Genomic DNA, 25255 nt, shown 5'->3' on the forward strand with positions numbered 1-25255 from the left:
CCGCGACTTTAAACGGACCTTGTTTCAGGGCTTGATACGGATATGGACACGACAGCCCAGCACGGCATTGCGAAGGAGGAGCCCACGGGTCCTGCCCCGCGCCTGACGCTGTCCGGCGTCTCCAAAAGCTTTCCCGGCGTGCGCGCGCTGCACAATGTCAGCCTGTCGCTTTACCCCGGCCAGGTTACGGCGCTGATCGGTGAAAACGGCGCCGGCAAGTCGACGCTGGTCAAGATCATGACCGGCATCTACCAGCCGGACGCCGGCACGATCAGCATTGACGGCCAGGCCGTCACCCTGCCCAGCGCGCATGCCGCCTTCGGCCACGGCGTCACTGCCATTCATCAGGAAACCGTGCTGTTCGACGATCTGAGCGTCGCCGAAAACATTTTTCTCGGCCATGCGCCGCGCACGCGGCTAGGCACCATCGACTGGCGCACCATGCGAAAACACGCGCGCGAAGTGCTCGACACCATGCATGCCGGCCATATCGACGCCGATGCGCGGCTGAAAGACCTCGGCATCGCCAACAAGCATCTGGTAGCGGTTGCTCGCGCGATGTCGATCGATGCGCAGATCGTCATCATGGATGAGCCGACCGCAGCCCTTTCAATGAAGGAGATCGAGGAGCTTTTCCTGCTGATCGAATTCCTCAAGGAGGAAGGCAAGGCGATCCTGTTCATCAGCCACAAGTTCGACGAGATCTATCGGATCGCCGATCGCTACACCGTGTTCCGCGACGGCGAGATGGTTGGCGAGGGCCTTATCAAGGACGCCGGCCAGAGCCAGATCGTGCGCATGATGGTCGGCCGCTCGGTCGACCACATTTTTCCTCAGCGCAAGGCCGAGATCGGCGCGCCGGTGCTGTCTGTATCCGGCCTGTCGCACCCGACCGAATTCAACGACATCGGCTTCGAACTGCACAAGGGCGAGATCCTCGGTTTCTATGGCCTGGTCGGCGCCGGGCGGTCAGAGGTGATGCAGGCGATTTCAGGCATCACCCGCATATCGGGCGGCACGATAACGCTGGAAGGTAAGGTGATCACGCCGAAATCGGCGGCGGATTCCATCGAAGCCGGCATCGTCTACGTGCCGGAGGAACGCGGCAAGCAGGGCGTGGTGATCGGCCTGCCGATCTTCCAAAACGTCTCGCTTCCCTCGCTCAAGCGCACCTCCAAATCCGGCCTGCTGCGATTGTCGGACGAATTCGCGCTCGCCCGCTCCTACACCGAGCGGCTAGACCTGCGCGCCTCGTCGCTGAGCCAGGATGTCGGCACGCTGTCGGGCGGCAACCAGCAGAAGATCGTCATCGCCAAATGGCTGGCGACAGCGCCCAAGGTGATCATCCTGGACGAGCCGACCAAGGGCATCGACATCGGCTCCAAGGCCGCCGTGCACGGCTTCATGGCGGAGCTCGTCGCGCAGGGCCTGTCGGTGATCATGGTGTCGTCGGAACTGCCGGAGATTCTGGGCATGTCCGACCGCGTCGTCGTCATGCGCGAAGGGCTGGTTGCGGCGGTCTACGATAATAAAGGGCTGGACGCCGAAACGCTGGTCCGGACGGCAGCGGGTATCGCGGCATGAAGGCTCTCCTGAAATTCCGCGAGATCTGGCTGGCAGCGGCGATCGTCGTTTTGATTGCTCTGATCTCGACGCGCTTCCCGGCCTTTGCCGACCCCGGCAATCTCGCACAGGTGTTCAACGACACCTCGATCCTGATGATCCTGGCGCTGGGACAGATGGTCGTCATCCTGACCCGCTCGATCGACCTGTCGATGGCCTCCAACCTGTGCTTCACCGGCATGGTGGTGGCGATGCTGAACGCCGCGCATCCGGCGATCCCGATCCCGCTGCTGATCGTCATTGCGCTGGCCGTCGGACTGGTGCTCGGGGCCATCAACGGCCTGCTGGTGTGGCGGCTGAACATCCCTTCGATCGTGGTGACATTGGGCACGCTCACCATCTATCGCGGCGCCACCTTCGTCCTCTCCGGCGGCGCCTGGGTCAATGCCGACAAGATGAGCCCGGACTTCATCGGCTTCCAGCGCGGAGCTTTCCTGGGCATTCCGGTTCTGTCCTGGATCGCCATACTGGTCATCGCGCTGTTCTTCGTGGTGATGACGCGAACCGCGCTTGGCCGTTCGATCTATGCCATCGGCGTCAACCCGACGGCGTCGGTCTATGCCGGCATCGATGTCGGCCGAACCAAATTCATCGTCTTCTGCATTTCCGGCATGATCGGCGGGCTCGCCGGTTATCTCTGGATTTCTCGTTATGTCATCGCCTCGGTCGAGGTCGCCAATGGCTATGAACTCAATATCATCGCCGCCTGCGTCATCGGCGGCATTTCGATTGCCGGCGGCATCGGCTCGGTCGGGGGCGCGGTGTTAGGGGCGCTGTTCCTCGGCATCATCTCCAACGCACTGCCGGTGATCAACATCTCGCCCTTCTGGCAGATGGCGATTTCAGGCAGCGCCATCATCCTGGCCGTCGTGCTCAACGCGCGCGGCGAACGCCAGCAGGGGCGGATCATTCTGAGGAAGGCGGAGGCGGCATGACCGACACCCCCGCCCCGCGCCACATTCCCGACCGGCTCGACAAGCCGCTCTCTTCAGCGATCTTTTCCTGGGAAGCGCTGCTGGTCGTCGTGGCGGTCGCCATCTTCGCCATCAACAGCTTCGCATCGCCCTATTTCCTCGATGCCTATTCGCTGTCGGACCTGACCTTCAATTTCACCGAGAAAGGCCTGATCGCCTTCGCCATGGCGCTGCTGATTATTTCGGGCGAGATCGACCTGTCGGTCGCCGCCATCATCGCGCTCGCCTCGACCATGATGGGCATGGCGGTACAGGCCGGCGCCGACACGCCGGTGCTGGTGGCTATCGGCATCGTCGTCGGGCTCGGTTGCGGCGCCTTCAACGGCCTGTTGGTGACGAGGCTCGGCCTGCCGTCCATCGTCGTTACCATCGGCACGATGAGCCTGTTTCGCGGCATTGCCTTCATCATCCTCGGTGACCAGGCCTACAAGGGCTATCCCGAGAGTTTTGCTTTCTTCGGCCAGGGCTATGTCTGGTGGGTGGTGTCGTTCGAACTGGTGCTCTTCCTCATCGCGGCCGTCGCCTACTGGTTCCTGCTGCATCGCACCAGCTTCGGCCGCCGTGTCTTTGCCATCGGCAACAATCCGGTCGCGGCACAGTTTTCCGGCGTTCGCGTCGGCCGCATCAAATTCATCCTGTTTTGCCTGACAGGGCTGATGGCCGGCATCGCCTCGGTGCTGATCACCTCGCGGCTCGGCTCGACGCGACCGTCCATCGCGCAGGGTTACGAGCTTGAGGTCATCACCATGGTGGTGCTGGGCGGCGTCAGCATTCTGGGTGGCTCCGGCAGCATTGTTGGCGTCGTGCTCGCCGCCTTTATCATGGGGCTGGTGACCTTCGGCCTCGGCCTGCTCAACGTGCCCGGCATCGTCATGTCGATCTTCATCGGCCTGCTCTTGATCTTCGTCATCGCGCTGCCGATCGTCTGGCGACAGCTGCGTGGTAACAGCTGATGCCTGAGAAATACGCCTTCAAGATGCAGCTCAAACCCGGCATGAAAGCCGAGTACAAAAAGCGCCACGATGAGATCTGGCCGTCGCTGGTGGCGCTGCTGAGAGAGGCCGGCGTCGCCGATTATTCGATCCATCTCGATGAAGACACCAACATCCTGTTCGGCGTGCTGTGGCGGCGCGACGACCATGGCATGGCCGACCTGCCGAAGCATCCGGTGATGCAGCGCTGGTGGGCGCACATGGCCGACATCATGGAGACCAGGCCGGACAACCAACCGGTGGCCATCCCCCTGGAAACAATGTTCCATATGGCATGAGTGCGCTGCGCCACATCGCCGTCATCGACATCGGCAAGACCAACGCCAAGGTGGCGCTGGTCGATCTCGTCACGCTGAGCGAGGTGGGGTTGCGCCGCATGGCGAACGCGCCGCTGCGACAAGCGCCCTATCCGCATCACGATGTCGAGGCGCTGTGGACGTTTATCCTCAACAGCCTTGCCAGCCTCGACCGCGAACAGCGTATCGACGCGATTTCGATCACCACGCATGGTGCGACCGGCGTGCTGGTCGACGCCTCGGGCGAGCTGGTGCTGCCTGTCCTAGACTATGAGTTCGATGGCCCCGACAGGTTGGCGGCGGAGTATGATGCTGTTCATCCGCCCTTCGCCGAAACCGGTACACCGCGCCTGCCGGTCGGTCTCAATCTCGGCGCGCAATTCTTCTGGCTTGAGAAGCGTTTCCCCACCGAATTCGCCAAGGCCGCCGCGATGCTGATGTATCCGCAATACTGGGCGCTGCGCCTGACCGGCGTTGCCGCCAACGAGGTGACCTCGCTCGGCTGCCACACCGATCTGTGGAGCCCTTGGGAGGCGGACTTTTCCTCGATGGTCGACAGGCTGGATTGGCGCAGGCTGATGGCGCCGGTGCGGCCGGCCAGGGACCAGCTCGGCCCGATCCTGCCGGCGCTTGCCGCGCGCACCGGGCTCGATCCGCAGACCCCGGTATTCTGTGGCCTGCACGATTCCAACGCCTCCCTATTGCCGCATCTTCTGTCCGACGAGCCGCCCTTCTCGGTCGTCTCGACCGGCACCTGGGTGGTATCGATGGCGGTCGGCGGCAGAGAGATTGCGCTCGATGCTGCGCGCGACACGCTGGTCAATGTCAGCGCGCTTGGCGCTCCCGTGCCCTCGGCGCGGTTCATGGGTGGCCGCGAGTTTTCCCAGCTGACCAAGGACAAGCCGCAGGACTGCAGCGGCAGCGAGGTGCTGGCCGTTCTGACCGGAAAAATGCTGCTTTTACCTTCTACGCAGCAGGGATCGGGACCGTTCCCGCACCATGCCGCGGAATGGCTTGATGCCGACGGCATCAGCAAAGGCGAGCGGTTCGCCGCCATTTCCTTCTATCTGGCACTGATGACGGCGACCTGCCTCGAGCTGATCGGCGCCGACGGCCCGACCACCGTGGAAGGACCGTTTGCTCGCAACCGGCTCTTTGTCGGCATGCTGGCGGCAGCGACCGCGCGCATCGTCATCGCCTCCGAGGCGGCCACCGGCACCAGCATCGGCGCGGCACTGCTCGCATCCGATCAGCCAGTGACGCAGGGCAAGGGCGAAAGAATTGAGCCGCAGACCGACCCGGTCTGGGCGGCCTATGTCACCGCGTGGCGCGCGGCAGTCGACGCGCAAGGCTGATCACAAAATCCGCTTCCCAAAGGCCGACATGACGAAGTTGACGGCGTCGGCGCCGATCCGCGGCTCCAGACCGGCGGTCAGCCCGGAAACATCCATCGACAGCAGACCGCCGGACAGCGAGATCGCCTCCATTGCCTGATGCGTCTCGCGCACCGTCAGCCCGCCCGAGCCCGCAGCCCAGCCGGTAAATTCGGTCGCCGTCGGCGAATAGCTGACGTGAAAGCCCTGCGTGCCCGACGTCGCGATGCGGATCGCCTCATGCATGAGGTCGCGCATGCCCATGGCGTCGATGTCGGTCATGGTGAAGGCCGAGACACGCGAATCCTTGAGCACCCTTGCCTCCGCCGGATCGGCATGGCGCAGGCCCACGATGACGACATTTTCCGGCGACAGCTGCGGCTGCAGCGCGCCGGGCTTGTGATCGAGACCGAGCGCGCGGGCCAGCACCGAGACTTCAGGCATGTCTTCGGCCTCCTCGTCCTCGGGCATCAGGGCGGCGAGGGAATCGATCCAGATCAGGCCAAAGGAATGCGTCGCCCGCGCCGTTGCGGTCAGCGCCTTGTGGGCGATACGGCGATCTGCGCCGGCGGCGAGACGGACGAGGCCCGAGGGCGGCCGCTCGACGTCGGCGAGTTCGACCACGTCGAAATTCATCGCCTCCAGCCGCGCGCCGGTTCCCTCGCGGGCGATAATCCCGCCGGCTTCCGGTTCGGCCGAGATCGACACCATCTTGCGGCCGGAGAAATCCGCGACGTCGTGCATCGGCGCCTTCTCGACATATTCCGAGGTCATCGCCAGAAGCATGGCGCCATAATTCATGCGGAAGGCGACGCGGTCGCCGACGGTGGGTCGCGGATCGGCATCCTGCACATCGAGCAGCAGATGGTCGCTGGAAGCGCCGAGCACCCTCACCCCTTTGGCGATCGGCGTCAGCCCTTCCACCAGCACGTCCTCGCGGCCTATATTGGCGATGGCGCGCAGCCGGTCGCCCTCGTCGGCAAAGACCGGCTGGTTGCCGAAGGCGTCGTAGCCGGATGTGCCGATCGGCCGCGAAGGCTTGAGTTTGACCTCGATGATGTCGCTGGTCAGCCGGCAGGCATCGGGTTCGAGTTCGGGCCACGGCACGTCGCGAAAGGTTTCGACACCGCCTTGCAGGATCGCCTCGCCCACGCGCAGATTGTTGATGCCGGGCGGCAGCTTGCCTTCGAGCAGCAGCGTCAGCGATGACGAGGCGCCGCCGGAAATGAAGTCGAGGCTTTTGCCGGACAGGCGCTCAGTCTTGTAGGCATGGGCGACGAGTTGGCCAAGGTTCTCCGGGGTCGGCATTATGGCGCCGAAGCAGCCGAGATTGGTGCCGATGCCGGCGATGCGCACGCCCTTGAATTCCAGGATCTGCTCGACGGTGGGGATCAGGTCGCTTGGCCAGATGCCTTCGCGGAGATCGCCGAGATCGATCATCAGCATGATGTCGTGGACGCGGCCCATGCGCTCGGCAATGCGCGATATCTCGCGGATGGTGGTCAGTTCCGACTGCAGGCTGATGTCGACGGTGCGCACGACCTCCTCGACGCGCGCCATGGGCGGGCTGCGCAGCAGCATGACCGGCGCATTGATGCCGCTGTCGCGCAGCCGCCGAATGTTCTCAAAACGCGATTCCGCGATGCCGGCAACACCGCCGCGCAGCATGGCCCGCGCCACCTGCGGCATGCCGCATGTGCCCTTGGTGACACCGAATACCTTGATATCAGACAATGCGCAGCGTTCGACGATGGTGCGGGCGTTGCGCTCGATGCGGCCAAGGTCGATAGCGACTTGCGGTCCCGACATTTCGTCACTCAGGGTTTGTAGAATCTGTCAGTCGGATGCATCTTCCAGATCGTCGTACGATATTTGTCAAACTTTGCGCAGTGACGGTCTCAATGTTGGAAACCAGAGCAATTGTATGTGGGCACGTCTTTCGATCGGAGAGGCCGGTGACGCTGGTCGTTCATCATTTCGATGGTGAGTGGCAACTGACCTGCGGCGAACATGATCACCCCGCGGACTGCGGAGGTTTCGAAGTTATCGGTCTCGGCCATTTGACCGCCAGGCAGGAAAACTTGGCACAGATTGGCCAGCTTGAGCGCGGATGGCTTGCCGAATGGGTGCACGACGAATGGACTCGATGCCAACACGACGACTAGAGCTCCCTCAGTTCCCGTAGACCAGCCCTTGCGGGTCGATCTCCGGCTTGCGGCCGGCGACGAGGTCGGCCAGGAACTTGCCCGAGCCGCAGGCCATGGTCCAGCCGACATGGCCGTGGCCGGTGTCGAGGTAAAGGTTCTTGTATTTCGCCTTGCCGATGACCGGCACCGAGTTGGGCATCATCGGTCGCAGACCTGCCCACAACAGCGCCTTCTTCTCGTCGAAAGCGCCGGGGAAAAGGTCTTTGCCGGTGCTCAGCATGGACTTGAAGTCGCTGAGCTTGAAGCTGCGGTCGAAGCCGGTGAACTCGGCTGTCGAGGACATGCGCAGGCGGTTTCCGAGCCTGGAGTAACCAACCAGCCGGTCCTCGTCGGCGCCGCCCATGGTCGGTCCCTTGCTCTCGTCCTCCAGCGGGATGGTCGCGCTATAGCCTTTAACCGGATAGACGGGCAGGTCGATACCGTAGCGGCGGCCGATCAGGCCGCTCTCGGGGCCCATGGCGATGACGACGGCGTCGCCCGTCACCGGGCCGGCCGATGTCATGACCGCACGCACCCGATCGCCTTCTATGTCGAGCCCCTCGACCGTGGTGTCGAACAGGAATCTGACGCCGAGCTTTTCGGCGGCATAGGCGGCCAGCCCATCGACGAATATCCTGGAATCGCCGGTCTGGTCGATTGGCGAATAAACGCCGCCGGCGATCTTTTCCTTCACTCCGGCGAGCCCGGGCTCAAGTTCGACCAGCCGGTCGCGGCCGACGATCTCGATCTGCAGGCCATGCTTCGCCAGAAACTGGTAGTTGTCGGTGCCGGTGTCGAGACTGTGCTGCGAGCGGAAGAAATAAAGAATGCCCTTCTTGCGCTCGTCATAGTGGATGCCGGTGGCGTCGGAGAGCGCGTTGATGCAGTCGCGCGAATAGAGCGCCAGGCGCAGTTTGACCTGGCTGTTGGCGCGCAGGCGCGCCACCGTGCACTGGCGCAGGAAGCGCAGGCTCCAGGCGAGGAAATAGGGATCGAAGCGCAGCCTGACCTTGATGCCGAGATCATGGTTCCAGAGCGCGCGCAGGAAGGTCTTCAGCGCCGCCGGGGAGGCCCAGGCGGTGGCGTCGCCCGGCGACACCAGACCGGCATTGGACTGGCTGGTGCCGCGCGCCGGCGCCGGATGGCGCTCGATAACGGTGACCTCATGGCCGTCGGCGGCCAGATAATACGCGGCCGCGGTACCGACAACACCGGCTCCAAGCACCGTTATCTTCATGCCACCCCCTCTTCGCGGCGCAGCGCCTCCACGCCGCATCGCCAATGCCTTCAATAGCGCTTCGCCGCGCGCCTTGCGAGCCCTCGGAAGTGCCCGGCTCAGCCTCGCGCGGAGTTCTTGCCGGTGAGGATGCGCTCCCAGGCGAGCGCATCGGCGACGATCTGGTCAAGGTCGTCGCGTTGCGGGGTCCAGCCGAGTTCGGCGCGTGCAAGGTCCGAATTGGCAACCACGGCGGCGGCGTCGCCGGGGCGCCGGTCGCCCGTCTTGACCTCGAAATCCCGGCCGAAGGCGCGCCGCACGCTGTCGATGACCTCGAGCACCGAATAGCCGTGGCTGTAGCCGCAATTGGCGACGAGGCTGCCGCCGCCGGCGCGCAGGCGCTGCAGCGCCAGCCGGTGGGCCGCGGCCAGGTCGCTGACATGGATATAATCGCGCATGCAGGTGCCGTCCGGCGTCGGATAATCGGTGCCGAACACCTGCATGAAGGGGCGTTTGCCGAGCGCGGTCTCGCAGGCGACCTTGATCAGATGCGTGGCGCCAGGCGTCGACTGACCCGTCCGGCCCCTGGGGTCGGCGCCGGCGACGTTGAAGTAGCGCAGGGCCGTGTAGCGCAAGGGATGCGCAAGCGCTGCATCGCGCAGCATCCATTCGCTCATCAGCTTGGACAGGCCGTAGGGCGATTCCGGCGCCAGGCGGGCATCCTCGCGCACCGGCTCCAGGCCGGCGCCGCCATAGACGGCGGCGGTCGAGGAAAAGATGAAATGCGGCACGCCCTCGCGCACCGCGGTTTCGATCAGCGTGCGGGTCTTGGAGGTGTTGTTCTCGTAATAGGCGAGCGGGTCGGCAACCGACTCCGGCACCACGATGGAACCGGCGAAGTGGATGATCGCGTCGACCTCGTTATCCCGGATGATCTGGCCGACCAATTCCCTATCGGCGACATCGCCGACGACAAGCTTGGCTTCCGGCGCTACCGCCCATTCGAAGCCGGTGGAAAGGCGGTCGAGAACGACGACGCTCTCGCCGGCATCCAGCAGTTCCCAGACCATGTGGCTGCCGATATAACCGGCGCCGCCCGTTACCAAAACCGTCATCCGCGTCCTCTTTTACTCATGATTTATCGGAAACTGTCTCAATCACCGCCTTACTGGAAAGCCTGCGGCAAGGCCATTAGAAACGCCTGAATGTTAAATCCGTAACAGTCTCACCGGCCTGCGGCATCGTACGGAAACAAAATTGATCCACATCAAGGGAATAGGCCACGATCCGGGGTCGTTAGGAACAGGCTTGGGGCGTGGCATTTTGACCAAAACGGCCCGGTGGACGACGAATGGGCCAACGATTATGATCCCGCGCAAAACTGGGAAGGCGACATGAACTATCAGCGGTTCTTCGAGGAAGCGATCGACCAGCTCCACGCCGAGCGGCGCTACCGGGTTTTCGCCGATCTCGAGCGCATTGTCGGCAAGTTTCCGCGCGCCATTTGGCGTTCCAACGGCCGCGCCGAGGAAATCACCGTCTGGTGCTCCAACGACTATCTCGGCATGGGCCAGAACCCCGATGTCATTGCCGCTTTCCAGAACGCGGCCGGCAAGATGGGTTCGGGCGCCGGCGGCACCCGCAACATTTCCGGCACCTCGAACCCGTTGGTCGAACTCGAGCTGGAACTGGCCGACCTGCACGACAAGGAAGCCGCGCTCGTCTTCACCTCCGGCTTCGTCTCCAACGAGGCCTCGATCTCGACCATTGCGCGGCTTTTGCCCAATTGCCTGATCATTTCGGACGAGCTCAACCATGCCTCGATGATCGAAGGCGTACGGCGCTCGGGCGCCGAAAAGAAGATTTTCCGCCACAACGACGTCGCGCATCTCGAAAGCCTGCTGCAGGTGGCGGGCCGCGAACGCGCCAAGCTGATCGTGTTCGAGAGCGTCTATTCGATGGATGGCGACATCGCGCCGATCAAGCAGATCGTCGAACTGGCCGAACGCTACAACGCCATGACCTATATTGACGAGGTCCATGCCGTCGGCATGTACGGACCGCGCGGCGGCGGCATCACCGAGCGCGAGGGGCTGGCCGACCGCATCGACATCATCGAAGGCACGCTGGCCAAGGCGTTCGGCACGCTGGGCGGCTATATCGCCGGCAACAGCGCCGTCATCGACGCGGTGCGCTCCTATGCGCCGGGCTTCATCTTCACCACGGCGCTGCCGCCGGCGATCGCCGCCGCCGCCACCACGTCCATCCGCCACCTCAAGCGGTCGCAAGCCGAGCGCGATGCGCAACAGCGCCAAGCGTCGCGGACCAAGGAGGTTCTGTCTGCAGCCGGCCTGCCGGTGATGGAATCGCCGACACACATCGTGCCGGTGCTGGTCGGTGACCCCGAACTCTGCAAGATGGCCAGCGACCGTCTGCTCGGCGTGCACGGCATCTACATCCAGCCGATCAACTATCCGACCGTGCCGCGCGGCACCGAGCGGCTGCGCATCACGCCGACGCCGTTCCATACCGATACCCTGATTGCGGGACTGCAGGACGCGCTGGTCGAGACATGGGATGCGCTGGGCATTCCCTACGGCTCCGCCGGACGGCCCACTGTCGCCAAGAGCGACCGGATTGTGCCGCTGCTTGTGCCGAAGTCGGGCGGCTGAAGCCGCCGCCCATTCACCTCAAACCGTCCTCATCCATCCCGCCAGCCGGTGTGCCGCTTCCTCGAGTTGGTCGAGGCGGCGGTGGAAGCACAGGCGCAAAAACGCCTCTCCGCCAGGGCCGAAGGCGGTGCCCGGCGCCAGGCCGACATTGGCCTTGTCGACGATGTCGAAAGCAGCCCGGCGCGGATCGGTGATGCCGTCGACCGTGAAAAACAAATAGAACGCGCCTTGCGGCACGGTGAAGCGCGCTTTGCCGGTTGCGCCGAGAATATCGCAGACCAGGTCGCGCGCTTTCCTGGCGCGCTCCACCTGCTCGACGATGAAGGCATCACCGTGGTCCAGCGCCGCGACGGCGCCGCGCTGCATGAACTGGGCGACGCCTGAGGTCGAATACTGGATCAGGTTCTCGAACACCTGCTGCAGCTCGGGATGGGTCTTGATCCAGCCGACGCGCCAGCCGGTCATCGCCCAGTTCTTGGAAAAGGAGTTGACGAACAGGATGCGGTCTTCCGCGGTCGAAATGTCGAGGAAGGACGGCGCACGGCCGTGGCCGTAGTGGAACAGCGAATAGATCTCGTCGGCGATGATCCACAGGCCATTTTGGCGGGCGAGATTCAGGATCGCCTGCAGCGTTTCCTTATCGGCCGTCCAGCCGGTGGGGTTCGATGGCGTGTTGACGAACAGCGCCTTGGTGCGCGGCGTCACCGCAGCCGCAATTTTGTCGATATCGCAGGACCAGCCATTGCCCGACTGGTCGAGCGTGACCGCAACCGGGGTAGCGCCGGAAATACCGGCGGCGGCGGCGAAATTCGGCCACGCCGGGGAGAGATAGACCACCTCGTCGCCGCTGCCGGCGACCGCGGCTAATGCCAACTGAATGGCATGCATGCCGGAACCGGTGGCGATGAATTCCTCTTCGGCGAAGCTCTTGCCGAAATGCCTGGCATAGTAGCGAGAAAGCGCTTGCCTCAGCTCCGGAATGCCTTTCTGCCAGGTATAGAAGGTCTCGCCATTGGCTAGCCCCTTGGCGGCGGCTTCCGAAATGAAGGCAGGCGTCGGCAAATCGCCTTCACCGGCCCAGAGCGGGATCATGCCCTCGCGCGTACGGCCGTAATTGACGACGGCGACAATGCCGCTTTCGGGGGCGGCCACCGCTTCGGCGCGCAAGCTATCGATCAGGGTCATGACAGGTCCGTTTTGATGTCCGCTTTGATGCATGTCATTATCCAGAACCGCTGCGCACTTATGGGCGACATGCATTGGCGGATGCTCTTAGCAGATGCGGCAACAGAAAACCCCGGCCGCGAACGACCGGGGTTTTGGTCCAGAAATCTGGCCTTGTCTATTTCCTGGCGAGGAGATCGCGAATTTCGGTGAGCAGTGCGACGTCAGCCGGCGGCGGAGCCGCAGGTGCGGCCGGCTTCTCGCGCTCGAGCCGCTTGCGCATGTTGTTCACGGCCTTGACCATAAGGAAGATGATGAAAGCCAGGATGACGAAATTCAGCGCCACGGTGATAAAATTGCCGTAGGCGAACACCGCGCCTTCCTTACGCGCGTCGGCAAGATTGGTCGAATGCACTGTTGATGAGAGGCCTATGAAGTAGTTGGAAAAGTCGACGCCACCAAGTGCGCCGATGAAAGGCATGATGATGTCATTGACAAGAGAATCGACGATCTTGCTGAAGGCCGCGCCGATGATGACGCCGACCGCAAGGTCCATCACATTTCCTTTGGAAATGAATTCCTGGAATTCTTTCAGCATTCGACCCTCCTTGTCATGACGGACCGCGCTGCCGCCGTCCCTCCGGCGTCGGCCCGTGCGCACCATAACAAAAACCTGCGGTTGCAACAGAAGCAAAAGCTGGAAAACACCGCTTTCTCCTTACCTTGGGTCACGGTTCGACAGGGCCGCGTCGCGGCCATGCGCCGGAAAGCCGCGATGGACTTGACCTTAGAGCTGTGATTGCCTCTGGGCAGGCCGGGGTGAAAGCTGGCCGAGGAGGATTTTCGGGCCGTGCAGGGCTGGTTCATCGTCATCATTGCGGTCGCCTATGTAACGCTGCTGTTCGTCATCGCCAGCCTCGGCGACCGGCGTTCAACGGCGCTGGGACCCGGCCGCGCCCGGCCCTTCATCTATGCGCTCAGCCTCGCCATCTACTGCACCTCCTGGACCTTCTTCGGCTCGGTCGGCCTGTCGTCCGAGCGCGGCCTCGAATTTTTGGGCATCTACACCGGGCCGGTGCTGGTGTTCGTGTTCGGCTTTCCGCTGCTCAATCGCATCGTGCGGCTGGCCAAGAGCGAGAAGATCACCTCGATCGCCGACTTCCTGGGCGCCCGCTATGGCAAGAGCTTTGCCGTCTCGGCGATCGCCACGCTGATCGCCACCATCGGCGCGGTGCCCTATATCGCACTGCAATTGAAGGCGATCTCCGGTTCGGTCGGCCTGATGGTCGAGCATTATACGGGATCGCCGCCCTCCTTCGATCCCTTCGTCAGCGACATCTCGCTGGTGGTGGCCATGCTCTTGGCGCTGTTTGCGGTGCTGTTCGGCACCCGCCATGCCGACGCCACCGAGCACCAGGACGGGCTGGTGCTGGCGGTGGCGGTCGAAACCGTGGTCAAGCTCGCCGCCTTCCTGGCGATCGGCCTGATGGTCACCTTCCTGATCTTCGGCGGCCCGGGCGACATGATCGACAAGCTGGCCGAAAACAGCCAGGTGCGGCAGGCCATGGGCTACGACACCTCGCTCGCCACCTGGCTGGTGCTGACTTGCCTGAGCGGCTTTGCCATCATCATGCTGCCGCGCCAGTTCTACGTCACCATCGTCGAGAACCGCGGCGAGGCCGAACTGCGCACCGCGACCTGGGTGTTCCCGCTCTATCTCGTAGCGATAAACCTGTTCGTGCTGCCGATCGCCTTCGCCGGCCTGGCGCTGGTCGGCACCAAAACCACCAGTGACCTCTATGTGCTGGCACTGCCCTTGTTCGGCGGCCATGACTTCCTCGCCATGGCCGCCTTCATCGGTGGGCTGTCGGCGGCGACCGCCATGGTGATCGTCGAAAGCGTGGCGCTGTCGATCATGATCTCCAACGACCTCGTCATCCCGCTGTTCGTGCGCCGCCTGCTCAAGACCACGACCTCGGAGAATGAGGATTGGTCGACGCTGATCCTCAACGTGCGGCGCGGCGCCATCTTCATCCTGTTGTTCATTGCCTTCCTCTACTACCGCGAAAGCACCAACTCGGCGCGGCTGTCGTCGATCGGCCTGATGTCGTTCGCGGCAATCGCCCAATTCGCGCCGGCGCTGATCGGCGGGCTGATCTGGCGCGGCGCCAATGGCCGCGGCGCGGCCCTTGGCATGGTCGCCGGCATCCTCGTCTGGGGCTATACGCTGCTTTTGCCGTCGCTCTCGGCAGCCGACGCGGACATCGTCGTGCAGGGGTTGTTCGGTTTCGAGGCGCTGCGGCCGCAGGCTCTGTTCGGCACCGTCGCCGAACCGTTGAACCACGGCGTGCTCTGGAGCCTGTCGGTCAACACGCTGTTCTTCGTGCTCGGCTCGCTGTCGCGCGCGTCAGTGCCGCTGGAGCGGATCCAGGCGTCGATCTTCGTGCCGCGCGAATCCGGCCCGATGCCCAGCCTGCGCCGCTTCCGCACCGCCATCACCGTCAACGTGCTGAAGGACACCATCTCGCGCTACCTCGGCGTCGAGCGCACCGAGCGCTCCTTCCAATCCTTCGAGAAAAGCAATGGCGTCTCGCTGCACGGCAATGAGCAGGCCAGCATGGATGTCATCCGCTTTTCCGAGCAGCTGCTGGCGAGCGCGGTCGGCTCGTCTTCGGCGCGGCTGATCCTGTCGCTGCTGTTTCGCCGCAACGACCGCGAGTCCAAGGACGCCTTTCGCCTGCTCGACGACGCCACCGAAGCGCTGCAGCACAATCGCGACCTGCTGCAGATCGCGCTCGACCAGATGGAGCAGGGCATCACCGTATTCGACCGCGATTTTCGTCTGATCTGCTGGAACAGACAATATCGCGCGCTGTTCGACCTGCCCGACGAGATGGGCCAGGTCGGCGTCTCGCTCGACCGCATCCTGCGCCACCTCGCCGAGCGCGGCGATATTCCGGCCGACCAGCGCGTGGCGATGCTCAACCGGCTGACCAGTTTCGTCAGCCCGTGGCAGATGGAGTTGAAGACCAGCGGCCGCATCCTCGAACTGCGCTCAAACCCGATGCCGGACGGCGGAATCGTCGCCACCTATGCCGACATATCAGGACGCGTCGAACAGGATTTGGCGCTGAAGCGGGCCAATGAATCGCTGGAGCAGCGGGTCAAGACGCGCACCATCGAACTGACTAGAGTCAACGAGGAGTTGACCCGGGTCAATGAGGAGCTGGCGCAGGCGCAGATGCTGGCCGAGGAGGCTAATCTGGGCAAGACGCGCTTCCTCGCCGCCGCCGGCCACGACATCCTGCAGCCTTTGAACGCCGCCCGTCTCTACTGCTCGTCGCTGATCGAAAAAGCCGGCAAGGGGCCGGCGGGCAAGGCTGCCGTCAACATCGAATCCTCGCTCGAATCGGTCGAGACGATCCTGGGCGCCGTGCTCGACATTTCGCGCCTCGACGCCGGCGCAATGAAGCCGGACGACAGCGCCTTCCGCCTGGACGGGCTGCTGCGCCAGATCGGCAATGATTTTCAGCCGCTCGCCGCCGAAAAGAAACTCGATCTGACGATCATAGCCTCGTCGCTCAGCGTGTTGACGGACCGCAACCTGCTGCGCCGGCTGATCCAGAATCTGGTCTCCAACGCCATCAAATACACCCCCCATGGCCGCATCCTGGTCGGCGTGCGACGGCGCGGCGAACTCGCCGAAATCCAGGTGATCGACACTGGCATCGGCATTGCCGGCGACAAGCTGAACACGGTCTTCAACGAGTTCACCCGGCTGGACGAAGGCGTGCGCGAGGCCGAAGGTCTCGGCCTTGGCCTGTCCATCGTCGACCGCATCGCGCGGGTGCTGCGGCTCGAGATCCAGATCTTTTCCAACCCGGGCAAGGGTACGCGCTTTTCCGTTATCCTGCCGGTTGCGGCGGTTGAGGCGCCGCGGCGCGAGGTCGAGCCGAAGGCGCCTGCCCGCACCGCGAATTCGCTGGCCGGCCTGCGCGTCATGTGCATCGACAACGACGCCCGCATCCTCGACGGCATGCGGCTTCTGCTCGAGGGCTGGGGCTGCAGCATCGGCACGTTTTCGGGTTCGGAGGATTTTGGCAGGGCCGATCGTCCCGACATCGTGCTTGCCGACTATCATCTCGATGGCAGAAGCGGCCTCGACATCATCGCCCGCCTGCGTGACATCCATGGTTCGGACCTGCCGGCCGTGCTGGTCACCGCCGACCGCTCCACCGAGGTCCGTGCCGCTGCCGCCGCCCTGGACGTGCCGGTGATCAACAAGCCGCTGAAGCCGGCCGTGCTGCGTTCCATGATGGCAAGGGTCAGGCCGCTGGCATCGGCGGCCGAGTAGGGTTCAATGCATGTCGCCCAGAAGTGTGCCCCGGTTCTGGGACCACGACATGCATCGAACAAGAGCTAAAGCGGGTCGCATGAATCCGTTCAGCGCGATGCGCTTTAGCCTGCTGGCTGCAACGGATCGCTGCCGATCTTGGACAGCTGGATCACCGCCTGGGTGCGGCTGTCGACGCCGAGCTTCTGCAGGATGGCCGAAACATGCGCCTTGACCGTCGCTTCGGAGACGCTGAGCTCGTAGGCGATCTGCTTGTTGAGCAGGCCTTCGGCCAGCATGCCGAGGACACGCGTCTGCTGCGGTGTCAGCGCCTGCAGCCGCTTGATCAGGTCGGATATTTCCGGGTCGCGCTCGACGCCGAGGTCGATGCCGACGGGGGCTGCGATATCGCCTGCCAGCACCGATTGCACAGCGCTGCGGATTTCCTCCATGCTGGCCGATTTGGAGATGAAGCCGGATGCGCCGAGATCGAGCGCGCGCCGGATGGTCACCGGGTCGTCGTGGGCCGATACCACCACCAGCGGCACCGCCGGGTGGATGCCGCGCAACGCGATCAGACCGGACAGGCCGCTGGCGCCCGGCATCGACAGGTCGAGCAGCACCAGGTCGACATCCTCATTGGCCACGACCAGGGCCTTGGCGCTTTCGAAATCGCCGGCCTCGTGAATGGCGGCGACATCGCCGACGCCGGCAAGCGCCTCTTTCAAGGCGCCGCGGAACAGCGGATGGTCGTCGGCAATGACGAAGGTGTAACCCGACGGCAAATCTTCCTCCCAAATCCCTTATCGATTATCGGCTTTTACGGGACCGGACGATTATGCGGCGAAGCGCTTTGTTTCAAGCGGCAATGGCCGGACGGGGCATTTCCCCGCCGGGCAGTTCAGGTCTTTTGCGAGTTGAGTTTGGCGCCGTCGCCATTATCCTTGTCCATCTCCTTGACGATGCCCATGAAGCCGCGCAGCATGCGCTCCATATAGCTCATCGTCTTGTCGAAATCCTCTTCGCTCGGCAATTTCGATTCGAGACGGGCCGACAGCGAATTCTCCAACCTGGTGACGCGTTCGTCCATGGCCTTCATCGAGGACTGCAAACGATCGACCTCGTCCTGGAAGGCAGCGCGTTCGTCGGCCGCGATCTTGCAGACGAGCTGGCCGGAGCGCTCCTCGCAGATCGACATGGCGCCGGTCCGGGTGTCCATGCGGACATAGCCGTTGGCCGATTTTTCCAGCCGGTAGCGGTCGGTCTCTTCGGACCAGGCCGATGCCGCAACCAGCGAGACCAGTGCGGCGGGGATCAGTATGTGCTGCAGACGCATGTTCCATCCTCCACGAGCCAGTATGCGCAACCTATCACAGCTTTGCGCCGTAAATGCGGACGAGTTGCCCTTCCCCGCATGATCGGTTCGGATTATAGCGCAACCATGTCTCAGATTATCTACAAGATCGCGCCCGAAGCGCTTTGGCGCGAGGCCGAGAAAAACGGCCGTTTCACCGGCGCTCCGATCGATATCGCCGACGGCTTCATCCATTTCTCCACCGCTGATCAGGTCAGGGAGACGGCGGCGAAGCATTTCGCCGGCCAGATGGATTTGCTGCTGATCGCCATCGACGGGGCGCTGCTCGGTGACGCGCTGAAATACGAGGTCTCGCGCGGCGGCGCGCTGTTCCCGCATCTCTATGGCGTGCTCGATATGAGCGCCGTGCTGTGGGTGCGGCCACTGCCGCTCGGGGCCGACGGCGCCCATCAATTCCCGGCGCTGGAGGCCGAATGATCGTGTTCGATCGCATCGGCCAGAAACTGCTGTTCACCTTCGATCCGGAAACGGCGCATGGCATGTCGATCGCGGCGCTGCGATGCGGTCTGCCGGTCGGCGCGCGGACGGTGCGCGACGACAGGTTGAAGCTCAGCCTCTGTGGCATCGCCTTCCCCAATCCGCTCGGCATGGCCGCAGGCTACGACAAGAACGCCGAGGTGCCCGACGCGCTGCTTGGCCTCGGCTTCGGCTTTGCCGAAGTCGGCACCGTGACGCCGCTGCCGCAGGCCGGCAATCCGAAGCCGCGCATTTTCCGGCTGACTGAGGATGATGCGGTGATCAACCGCCTGGGCTTCAACAATGAGGGCCACGAGGCGGCGGAAAAACGCCTTGCCGCGCGCCAGGGACGCGGCGGCATTGTCGGCGTCAACATCGGCGCCAACAAGGACAGCGCCGATCGTGTCCGTGACTATGAGTTGGGCGTTTCCCGTTTTGCGAAATACGCCAGCTATCTCACCGTCAACATCTCGTCGCCCAACACGCCCGGCCTGCGCACCATGCAGGCGCGCGAACAGCTCGGCGAACTGTTGTCTCGGGTCATGTCGGTGCGTGCAGCAGCTTCGGCGCAGCCGCCCCTCTTCCTCAAGATCGCGCCCGATCTGGTCGAGGCCGAGCTTGAAGACATCGCCGCCGAAGTCAGCGAGAAGCAGATTGACGGCGTCATCGTCTCCAACACGACGCTGGCGCGAACCGGATTGCGTAGCGCCACCAGCGAGACCGGCGGGCTCTCCGGCAAACCGCTGTTCGAGCGTTCGACCATCGTGCTGGCCAAGATGCGCAAATTGCTCGGGCCGGAGCGCGCCATTATCGGCGTCGGCGGCGTCGATTCGGCCGAGAACGCGCTGGAGAAAATCCGCGCCGGCGCCGATCTCGTCCAGCTCTACACCGGCATGATCTATGCCGGGCCGGCGCTGCCGGGGCGCATCCTTGCCGGGATGGTGCGATTTGCCGACAAGGAGCGGCTGAAATCATTGCGCGAACTGCGCGACAGCCGGCTCGATCAGTGGGCTGCCAGGCCGCTCTAAAACGCCGTGCGCAACCGGAGCCGCAGGATGGCCAGCAGGCTGAAGCCGCGCACCAGCAGGAAAACGTGCAGCGCCGCCCACAGGCCGTGATTGCCGAGAGACGGCGCCAAGCTGAACAATGCGGCGCTGAAGGCCAGGAACGACACCAGCATCATGTTGCGCATGTCGCGCGACCAGGTAGCGCCGATGAAGACGCCGTCCATCTGGAAGGCCAGCACGCCGCTCAGCGGTGTCAGTGCCGCCCACGGCAGATAGATGTCGGCAACAGCACGAACATCCGGCGACGTGGTGATCAACGAAATCAGGCCGGCGCCGCCGAGCCAGAAGATCAGCGTGGCGGTTCCGGCGAGGCCGAACCCCCAGAATAAGGTCAGACGTACCGCCCGGCGGAACGCCGTCTCGGCACGTGCGCCGATCGCGCGTCCCGCCAACTGTTCGGCCGCGGTGGCGAAACCGTCGAGAAAATAGCCGGCGACGAGGAAGAAGTTCATCAGCACGGCATTGGCGGCCAGCGTCAGCGTGCCGAACTGCGCGCCCTGGCGGGTGAACAGCGCGAAAGCGGCGAGCAGCGAGAACGAGCGGATCATGATATCGCGGTTGAGCGACAGCATGCGCAGGAAAGCGGGCATGTCGAGCAGGCGATGCCGCGGCAGGCGGGGTGCGGCCCGGAAGCGCCAGACAACGATGGCGAGACCCAGCAGCATGGCCAGACATTCGCCGGTGACGGTCGCCCAGGCCACGCCGGCGACGCCCCAGCCAAGCTTCAGGCCGAGCAGGATGCAAAGCACGATGTTGATGCCGTTGAGCACCGCCTGCAGCATCAGCCCAAGCCCGCCCTCGCCGCGTCCAAGGACATAGCCGAGGATGGCGTAGTTGATCAGCGTGAAGGGGGCGGCGAGCATTCTGATGTGGATATAGACGCCCATCGCCTCGCCGACGCGCGCTTCGCCGCCGATGAATTTCTGGCCGGCGATGGCAATCAGCGGCGCAAGGACGACAAGCACGATGCCGGCGGCGACCGCGATCAGCACGGCGCGCCAGAACACCGCCTGCTCCTCCAGTTCGTCGCCGCGCCCAAACGCCTGGGCGACGAGGCCGGTGGTACCGGAGCGCAGGAAATTGAAGGTGCTGAAGACCACGTCGAAGACCAGCGCCCCGGCCGCCAGGCCGCCGAGCAGGGCGGCATCGCCGAACTGCCCGACCACCGCCGTGTCGACGATGCCGAGCAGCGGCGTCGTCAGATAGGCGAGCGTCATCGGCACGGCGATGGCGAGCACCGAACGGTTGGTGACGGCGAAGGGTCTCGCGTCGGCTGGGATTGCACCCGTGTCCAGGGGACTGCTGCCTTGCTGATTGCGGCTTGATCGAACAGCCGATGTGCCCCATTTTCCGGCCACCGCGCAATCACTCTTGCCGTGACGGCCAACCGAAATGTTCTTCTGGCGCGAGCCCGCCGGATCCGAGTACTGGTTTTAAGCAATTCCCAAGGGGAAGCGCTACGCGCTTCTCCCGGGAAAACCGCTGCACACTTTTCCTGGAATTGCTTTAGCCATGCCCCTGCAGATCGTCCATCATCCCGACTACGATGCCGGCTTCGCCGTCAATCATCGCTTTCCGATGAGCAAATATCCGGTGCTGATGCAGGCCTTGCATATCAGGGGTCTGATCCATGCGGGGGCGCTGTCGATGCCCGAGCCGGCGCCGGCCTCCTGGCTGAAGCTCGCCCATGCGGCTGATTATGTCGACCAGGTCATCACGTGTTCAGTGCCTGAAAAGATCGAGCGCGAGATCGGCTTTCCCGTGGGACCGCGCGTTTCGCTCAGGGCGCAACTCGCCGCCGGCGGCACGGTGCTGGCGGCGCGACTGGCGCTTATCGATGGCATTGCCTGCAACAGCGCCGGCGGCAGCCACCATGCGCGGCGCGCGCAAGGCGCGGGCTTCTGCACCTTCAACGATGTTGCCGTCGCTTCGCTGGTGCTGCTAGCCGAAGACGCGGTGAAAAACATCCTGATCGTCGATCTCGATGTGCATCAGGGCGACGGCACCGCGGACATCCTGAAAGACGAGCCACGCGCGTTCACCTTTTCCATGCATGGCGAGCGCAATTATCCGGTGCGCAAGATTGCCTCCGATCTCGACGTTGCCCTGCCGGACGGCACCGGCGATGGCGCCTATCTCGAACGGCTGGGTGTCCTCCTGCCGGAGCTCTCGGCCAAGGCGCACTGGGACATCGTCTTCTACAATGCCGGTGTCGACGTGCATGCCGAGGACCGGCTCGGCCGGCTATCGCTCAGCGATGACGGCGTGCGTGCCCGCGACGCCATGGTGATCGGTCATTTCCGCGCGCTGGGCATCCCGGTCTGCGGTGTCATCGGCGGCGGCTATTCGACCGATGTCGCAGCGCTCGCGGCGCGCCACGCCATCCTGTTCGAGGTGGCGTCGGACTTTGCCTGAGTGGCCTTTGGTTTGAGCACAATCTTTTCCGAAAACCGGTTTCCACTTTTCGGGATCGTGGTCCGCTTCACTTCCGGTAGTTCGCGAGCCTGAGCAGGATGAACACCGGCACGACGATCGCGGCGCCGAGCAGGATATAGCCCAAGAAGCGATAGACCGCGTTGAAGCCGAGGTTCCAAAGATCGATGAAGAAACCCTGGATGCGGTAGAAGACGTCCATCGGCGTCCAGCCGAACGCATTCATGACCAGGCCGACCAGGAACGACACGACCAGCAGCTTGACGATCACCCTGACGGGCGAGTCACCGAGAAAGCGCGTCACTGTGGACAAGGGGCCTGCCTCCAGATTGGTGTGCCCGGATTCGGGGTACAAACCCACGAATACGCACTTGCTGCGCCCGCATCAAGGCGGGCGGACGGCGCAATCGGTCGGGTTTCCAACAGCCGTTTCCGAACAGCTGTCCAAGGGCGATTGCCCGAAGCACGCCCATCATGATATCGAGAGGCCGACGCGGGTATGATGTAATGGTAGCTTGTCAGCTTCCCAAGCTGAACGCGAGGGTTCGATTCCCTCTACCCGCTCCAGTTCCTATCCCACTTCCCGCAAGATAAAATCGTGCAGCATCTTGGCTGCCGGCGACAGCACGCGGTTCTTCACCGTGATCAGGCTGTAGGGGCGGACCTCGATGTCGAACTCGGTCTGGACGACATCGATGGCGCCGGCGAGACCGTCGGGGTTCTGGATGAATTTTGCCACCTGGATCGACACCGGGGCGATGGCGTCGGACTGCGCCACCATGACCAGTGTGAGCAGCAGCGACGAGGTGTTGAGGATGCGGTCCGGCAGGGCGATGTTGCGGTTCAGGAAATTGCTCTCCATCGCCTGGCGCAGCGGCGACCCGCCCGACTGGAACACCCAGTCGAAGGCGGCGGTGTCCTCCAGCCTCACCGCCTTCCCATTGTTTAGAGGATGGCCGTTGCTCAGCGGGTGGCCTCGGCGCACGATCAGGCAGGCCTTCTCGACGCCGATGACGCGCGATTCGAACAGGCGCGGATTGAGGTCTTCGGGGACACGGGCGATGATGAAATCATGGCGCGTGGCGATCAGTTCGCGCGCCAGCACATTCGACGTCTCGACCTGCATGGTAATCTCGATGCGCGGATAGAGGCGGCGTATCTCGCGGATCGCCGGGACCGCCAGTTCGATCGCCGGCGCCGTCACCGCGCCAAGGAACACCGAGCCGCCCTTGCCGGCCTTGAGCTCCGATATTTCGCGGTCGGCCTCGCGCATTTCGAGCAGGATCGAGCGCGCGCGCCGGGCCAGCGCCTTGCCGTAAGGGGTGAGTGTGATGCCGCGCGGCAGCCTTTCGCAGAGCTTCACCTCGAGCACCGCTTCCATCTCGGAAATCATGCGCGAGGCCGCCGGCTGCGAGATGTTCATCACCTGGGCGGCAGCACTCACCCGACCGTGATCGTCGAGTGCTGCGATCATGCGCATGTGACGCAGGCTCAAGCCGCTACGCAGAAGTGTCTCGCCATCGCCCGGCAATTCATCGTAACCGCTTGAAATTCCCTGAGGACCTCGTAAAGCCGCCATGCCTTTTCCCGCTTCCGCCACTGTTCCAGCCCGGTTTAGTCATATACCGGTTTTGGTATAGCAACCACCGAAGATCGCATTTGACAGTTATGGCAAAGGGTCACACTTTCGCGCGTCCTCAAGACTTGACGGTCGATGACGAGCAAAATCGTATCGATTTAAATCAAGACTGAGGGCCGATTGGGAGGATACCGGAGATCGATTATGACGGCGGCGGCGCTTTGGCGCATCCGCCCGACTGCGCGGCCCGCGAAGCCCCGAGGTGTCGCGTCCATCAACCAGGGAGAGTTTTACGTGAAAATCATCAAGACACTGGCCGCCGTCGCGGCCCTTGGCATCGCTGCCATGACCTACTCGGCGCACGCAGCCGACAAGGGTCTTGTCGGCGTGCTGATGCCGACCAAGACCTCGCAGCGCTGGATCAATGACGGCGATGCCGTCAAGTCCCAGCTCGAAGCTCTCGGCTACACGGTCGACCTGCAGTACGCGCAGGACGACATCCCCAACCAGCTCAGCCAACTGGAAAACGAAATCACCAAGGGCCCGAAGGCGCTGATCATCGCTTCGATCGACGGCACGACCCTGTCGGACGCGCTGCAGAAGGCCGCTGACGCCGGCGTCGTCGTCGTCGCCTATGACCGCCTGATCAAGAAGACCGCCAATGTCGATTACTACACCACCTTCGACAATTTCGGCGTCGGCGTGATCCAGGCGAACTCGCTGGTCAAGGGCCTCAAGGAGCGCTTCCCGAACACCAAGCCGTGGAACGTCGAACTGTTCGGCGGCTCGCCGGACGACAACAACGCCTTCTTCTTCTACAACGGCGCAATCTCGGTGCTGCAGCCGCTGATCGATGACGGCTCGATCAAGATCAAGTCCGGCCAGACCGGCATGGACAAGGTCGGCACGCTGCGCTGGCTCGCCGCCACCGCCCAGGCGCGCATGGACAACCTGCTGTCGGCCAACTACTCGGACGGCAGCCGCGTCGATGGCGTTCTTTCGCCCTATGACGGCCTGTCGCGCGGCATCACCGCTTCGCTGCGCGCCGTCGGTTACGGCACCGACGCCCAGCCGTGGCCGATCGTGACCGGCCAGGACGCCGAGACTGCTTCGGTCAAGCTGATCATCACGGGCGAGCAATACTCGACCGTGTTCAAGGACACCCGCGAACTGGCCAAGGCCACCGTCGAACTCGTCGACAAGGTGCTCTCGGGCGGCAAGCCGGACGGCCTCGATGAAAAGACCTACAATAACGACGTCAAGGTCGTTCCCTCGATCCTTTTGACGCCGCATGAGGTCGACAAGTCGAACTACCAGGCACTGGTCGTCGACTCCGGCTACATCAAGGCCGACGAACTGAAGTAATCCGTTTATAAAGACAGGGGTCCTGCGCGACGCAGGACCCCTTTCCGTTCACAAGCGACCCCGGTATTGTTTCTACCGGACTTTATTTCCGTGCATGTCGTTGTCTCAAACCGCAAGCACTTTTGAGCGACATGCAACAGGAGGAGCTTGC

At 63.5% G+C, this 25255-nt stretch carries 22 protein-coding genes and 1 tRNA gene; 13 read left to right on the top strand and 10 right to left on the bottom strand.

Annotation, left to right across the window (positions count from 1 at the left end):
• The first annotated feature begins 42 nt into the window (after positions 1 to 42).
• Genes NKJ75_RS22495 through NKJ75_RS22515 form a run of 5 tightly spaced genes read left to right on the top strand, consistent with a single transcriptional unit; the run spans position 43 to position 5240 of the window.
• Positions 43 to 1584, top strand: a complete 1542-nt coding sequence (locus tag NKJ75_RS22495) for a sugar ABC transporter ATP-binding protein (protein ID WP_023834297.1) — start codon at positions 43 to 45, stop codon at positions 1582 to 1584.
• On the top strand, positions 1581 to 2558 hold the full coding sequence (locus NKJ75_RS22500) for an ABC transporter permease (RefSeq protein WP_023834298.1): 978 nt from the start codon (positions 1581 to 1583) through the stop codon (positions 2556 to 2558). Before NKJ75_RS22495 ends, NKJ75_RS22500 begins: the two co-directional genes overlap by 4 nt.
• A complete protein-coding gene (locus tag NKJ75_RS22505) occupies positions 2555 to 3550 on the top strand; it encodes an ABC transporter permease (RefSeq protein ID WP_023834299.1) in 996 nt (331 codons plus the stop codon). Before NKJ75_RS22500 ends, NKJ75_RS22505 begins: the two co-directional genes overlap by 4 nt.
• Positions 3550 to 3867, top strand: a complete 318-nt coding sequence (gene rhaM, locus NKJ75_RS22510) for an L-rhamnose mutarotase (protein WP_023681927.1) — start codon at positions 3550 to 3552, stop codon at positions 3865 to 3867. Before NKJ75_RS22505 ends, rhaM begins: the two co-directional genes overlap by 1 nt.
• Entirely contained in the window at positions 3864 to 5240 is a 1377-nt protein-coding gene (locus NKJ75_RS22515; protein WP_352500233.1) for an FGGY-family carbohydrate kinase, read from the top strand. The genes rhaM and NKJ75_RS22515 overlap by 4 nt, the downstream gene beginning before the upstream one ends.
• Here NKJ75_RS22515 and NKJ75_RS22520 read toward each other — a convergent pair whose 3' ends face one another.
• A complete protein-coding gene (locus NKJ75_RS22520) occupies positions 5241 to 7067 on the bottom strand; it encodes an alanine racemase (RefSeq protein WP_023711396.1) in 1827 nt (608 codons plus the stop codon).
• A 146-nt stretch (positions 7068 to 7213) separates the two neighbouring features.
• Between NKJ75_RS22520 and NKJ75_RS22525 the strand changes: the two genes are divergently transcribed.
• The gene (locus NKJ75_RS22525; protein ID WP_023688670.1) at positions 7214 to 7423 is read left to right on the top strand and encodes a hypothetical protein; all 210 of its coding nucleotides are present in this window, start codon (positions 7214 to 7216) and stop codon (positions 7421 to 7423) included.
• Positions 7424 to 7430: 7 nt separating this feature from the next.
• On the opposite strand, the gene NKJ75_RS22530 is transcribed toward NKJ75_RS22525, so the two are convergent.
• Together NKJ75_RS22530 and galE are read right to left on the bottom strand one after the other, a co-directional pair.
• Positions 7431 to 8681: a D-amino acid dehydrogenase gene (locus NKJ75_RS22530; protein ID WP_023688671.1), complete on the bottom strand. Its 1251-nt coding sequence runs from the start codon at positions 8679 to 8681 to the stop codon at positions 7431 to 7433.
• Positions 8682 to 8779: 98 nt separating this feature from the next.
• Positions 8780 to 9775, bottom strand: a complete 996-nt coding sequence (gene galE, locus NKJ75_RS22535; protein ID WP_023688672.1) for a UDP-glucose 4-epimerase GalE — start codon at positions 9773 to 9775, stop codon at positions 8780 to 8782.
• Positions 9776 to 10054: 279 nt separating this feature from the next.
• Between galE and hemA the strand changes: the two genes are divergently transcribed.
• Positions 10055 to 11332 (top strand): 5-aminolevulinate synthase, encoded by a 1278-nt coding sequence (gene hemA / locus NKJ75_RS22540; RefSeq protein ID WP_023732401.1) that lies wholly within the window; start codon positions 10055 to 10057, stop codon positions 11330 to 11332.
• An 18-nt stretch (positions 11333 to 11350) separates the two neighbouring features.
• Here the strand turns inward: hemA and NKJ75_RS22545 are convergent, their stop codons facing one another.
• Both NKJ75_RS22545 and mscL read right to left on the bottom strand, forming a co-directional pair.
• On the bottom strand, positions 11351 to 12517 hold the full coding sequence (locus NKJ75_RS22545) for a pyridoxal phosphate-dependent aminotransferase (protein WP_023745306.1): 1167 nt from the start codon (positions 12515 to 12517) through the stop codon (positions 11351 to 11353).
• 157 nt (positions 12518 to 12674) lie between these two features.
• Positions 12675 to 13094 (bottom strand): large conductance mechanosensitive channel protein MscL, encoded by a 420-nt coding sequence (gene mscL / locus NKJ75_RS22550; RefSeq protein ID WP_023681933.1) that lies wholly within the window; start codon positions 13092 to 13094, stop codon positions 12675 to 12677.
• A 252-nt stretch (positions 13095 to 13346) separates the two neighbouring features.
• On the opposite strand from mscL, the gene NKJ75_RS22555 reads away from it, so the two are divergent.
• Positions 13347 to 16850, top strand: a complete 3504-nt coding sequence (locus tag NKJ75_RS22555; protein ID WP_023745305.1) for a PAS domain-containing hybrid sensor histidine kinase/response regulator — start codon at positions 13347 to 13349, stop codon at positions 16848 to 16850.
• Between the two features lie 104 nt (positions 16851 to 16954).
• Here the strand turns inward: NKJ75_RS22555 and NKJ75_RS22560 are convergent, their stop codons facing one another.
• Positions 16955 to 17614, bottom strand: a complete 660-nt coding sequence (locus NKJ75_RS22560; protein ID WP_023715341.1) for a response regulator transcription factor — start codon at positions 17612 to 17614, stop codon at positions 16955 to 16957.
• A 116-nt stretch (positions 17615 to 17730) separates the two neighbouring features.
• On the bottom strand, positions 17731 to 18165 hold the full coding sequence (locus NKJ75_RS22565) for a hypothetical protein (RefSeq protein ID WP_023669646.1): 435 nt from the start codon (positions 18163 to 18165) through the stop codon (positions 17731 to 17733).
• Positions 18166 to 18270: 105 nt separating this feature from the next.
• Here NKJ75_RS22565 and NKJ75_RS22570 point away from each other — a divergent pair, with 105 nt between their 5' ends.
• Both NKJ75_RS22570 and NKJ75_RS22575 read left to right on the top strand, forming a co-directional pair.
• Positions 18271 to 18621: a DUF952 domain-containing protein gene (locus tag NKJ75_RS22570; protein ID WP_023669645.1), complete on the top strand. Its 351-nt coding sequence runs from the start codon at positions 18271 to 18273 to the stop codon at positions 18619 to 18621.
• Positions 18618 to 19688: a quinone-dependent dihydroorotate dehydrogenase gene (locus NKJ75_RS22575; protein ID WP_023711402.1), complete on the top strand. Its 1071-nt coding sequence runs from the start codon at positions 18618 to 18620 to the stop codon at positions 19686 to 19688. Before NKJ75_RS22570 ends, NKJ75_RS22575 begins: the two co-directional genes overlap by 4 nt.
• Here NKJ75_RS22575 and NKJ75_RS22580 read toward each other — a convergent pair.
• Positions 19685 to 21022, bottom strand: coding sequence for an MATE family efflux transporter (locus tag NKJ75_RS22580; RefSeq protein WP_023696686.1), 1338 nt, complete (start codon positions 21020 to 21022; stop codon positions 19685 to 19687). The two genes, NKJ75_RS22575 and NKJ75_RS22580, sit on opposite strands and share 4 nt — an antisense overlap.
• Positions 21023 to 21239: 217 nt before the next feature.
• On the opposite strand from NKJ75_RS22580, the gene NKJ75_RS22585 reads away from it, so the two are divergent.
• Positions 21240 to 22142 (top strand): histone deacetylase family protein, encoded by a 903-nt coding sequence (locus NKJ75_RS22585; RefSeq protein WP_023834303.1) that lies wholly within the window; start codon positions 21240 to 21242, stop codon positions 22140 to 22142.
• 67 nt (positions 22143 to 22209) lie between these two features.
• Here the strand turns inward: NKJ75_RS22585 and NKJ75_RS22590 are convergent, their stop codons facing one another.
• The gene (locus NKJ75_RS22590; protein WP_023696688.1) at positions 22210 to 22473 is read right to left on the bottom strand and encodes a DUF6460 domain-containing protein; all 264 of its coding nucleotides are present in this window, start codon (positions 22471 to 22473) and stop codon (positions 22210 to 22212) included.
• Between the two features lie 180 nt (positions 22474 to 22653).
• Here NKJ75_RS22590 and NKJ75_RS22595 point away from each other — a divergent pair.
• Positions 22654 to 22727: transfer RNA gene (locus tag NKJ75_RS22595), tRNA-Gly, on the top strand.
• 4 nt (positions 22728 to 22731) lie between these two features.
• Here NKJ75_RS22595 and NKJ75_RS22600 read toward each other — a convergent pair.
• On the bottom strand, positions 22732 to 23739 hold the full coding sequence (locus NKJ75_RS22600; RefSeq protein WP_023681942.1) for a LysR family transcriptional regulator: 1008 nt from the start codon (positions 23737 to 23739) through the stop codon (positions 22732 to 22734).
• Positions 23740 to 24033: 294 nt separating this feature from the next.
• On the opposite strand from NKJ75_RS22600, the gene chvE reads away from it, so the two are divergent.
• Entirely contained in the window at positions 24034 to 25104 is a 1071-nt protein-coding gene (chvE, locus tag NKJ75_RS22605) for a multiple monosaccharide ABC transporter substrate-binding protein (RefSeq protein WP_023681943.1), read from the top strand.
• Positions 25105 to 25255 lie beyond the last annotated feature (151 nt).

Source organism: Mesorhizobium sp. M0058 (assembly GCF_040323095.1).
Classification (GTDB): domain Bacteria; phylum Pseudomonadota; class Alphaproteobacteria; order Rhizobiales; family Rhizobiaceae; genus Mesorhizobium.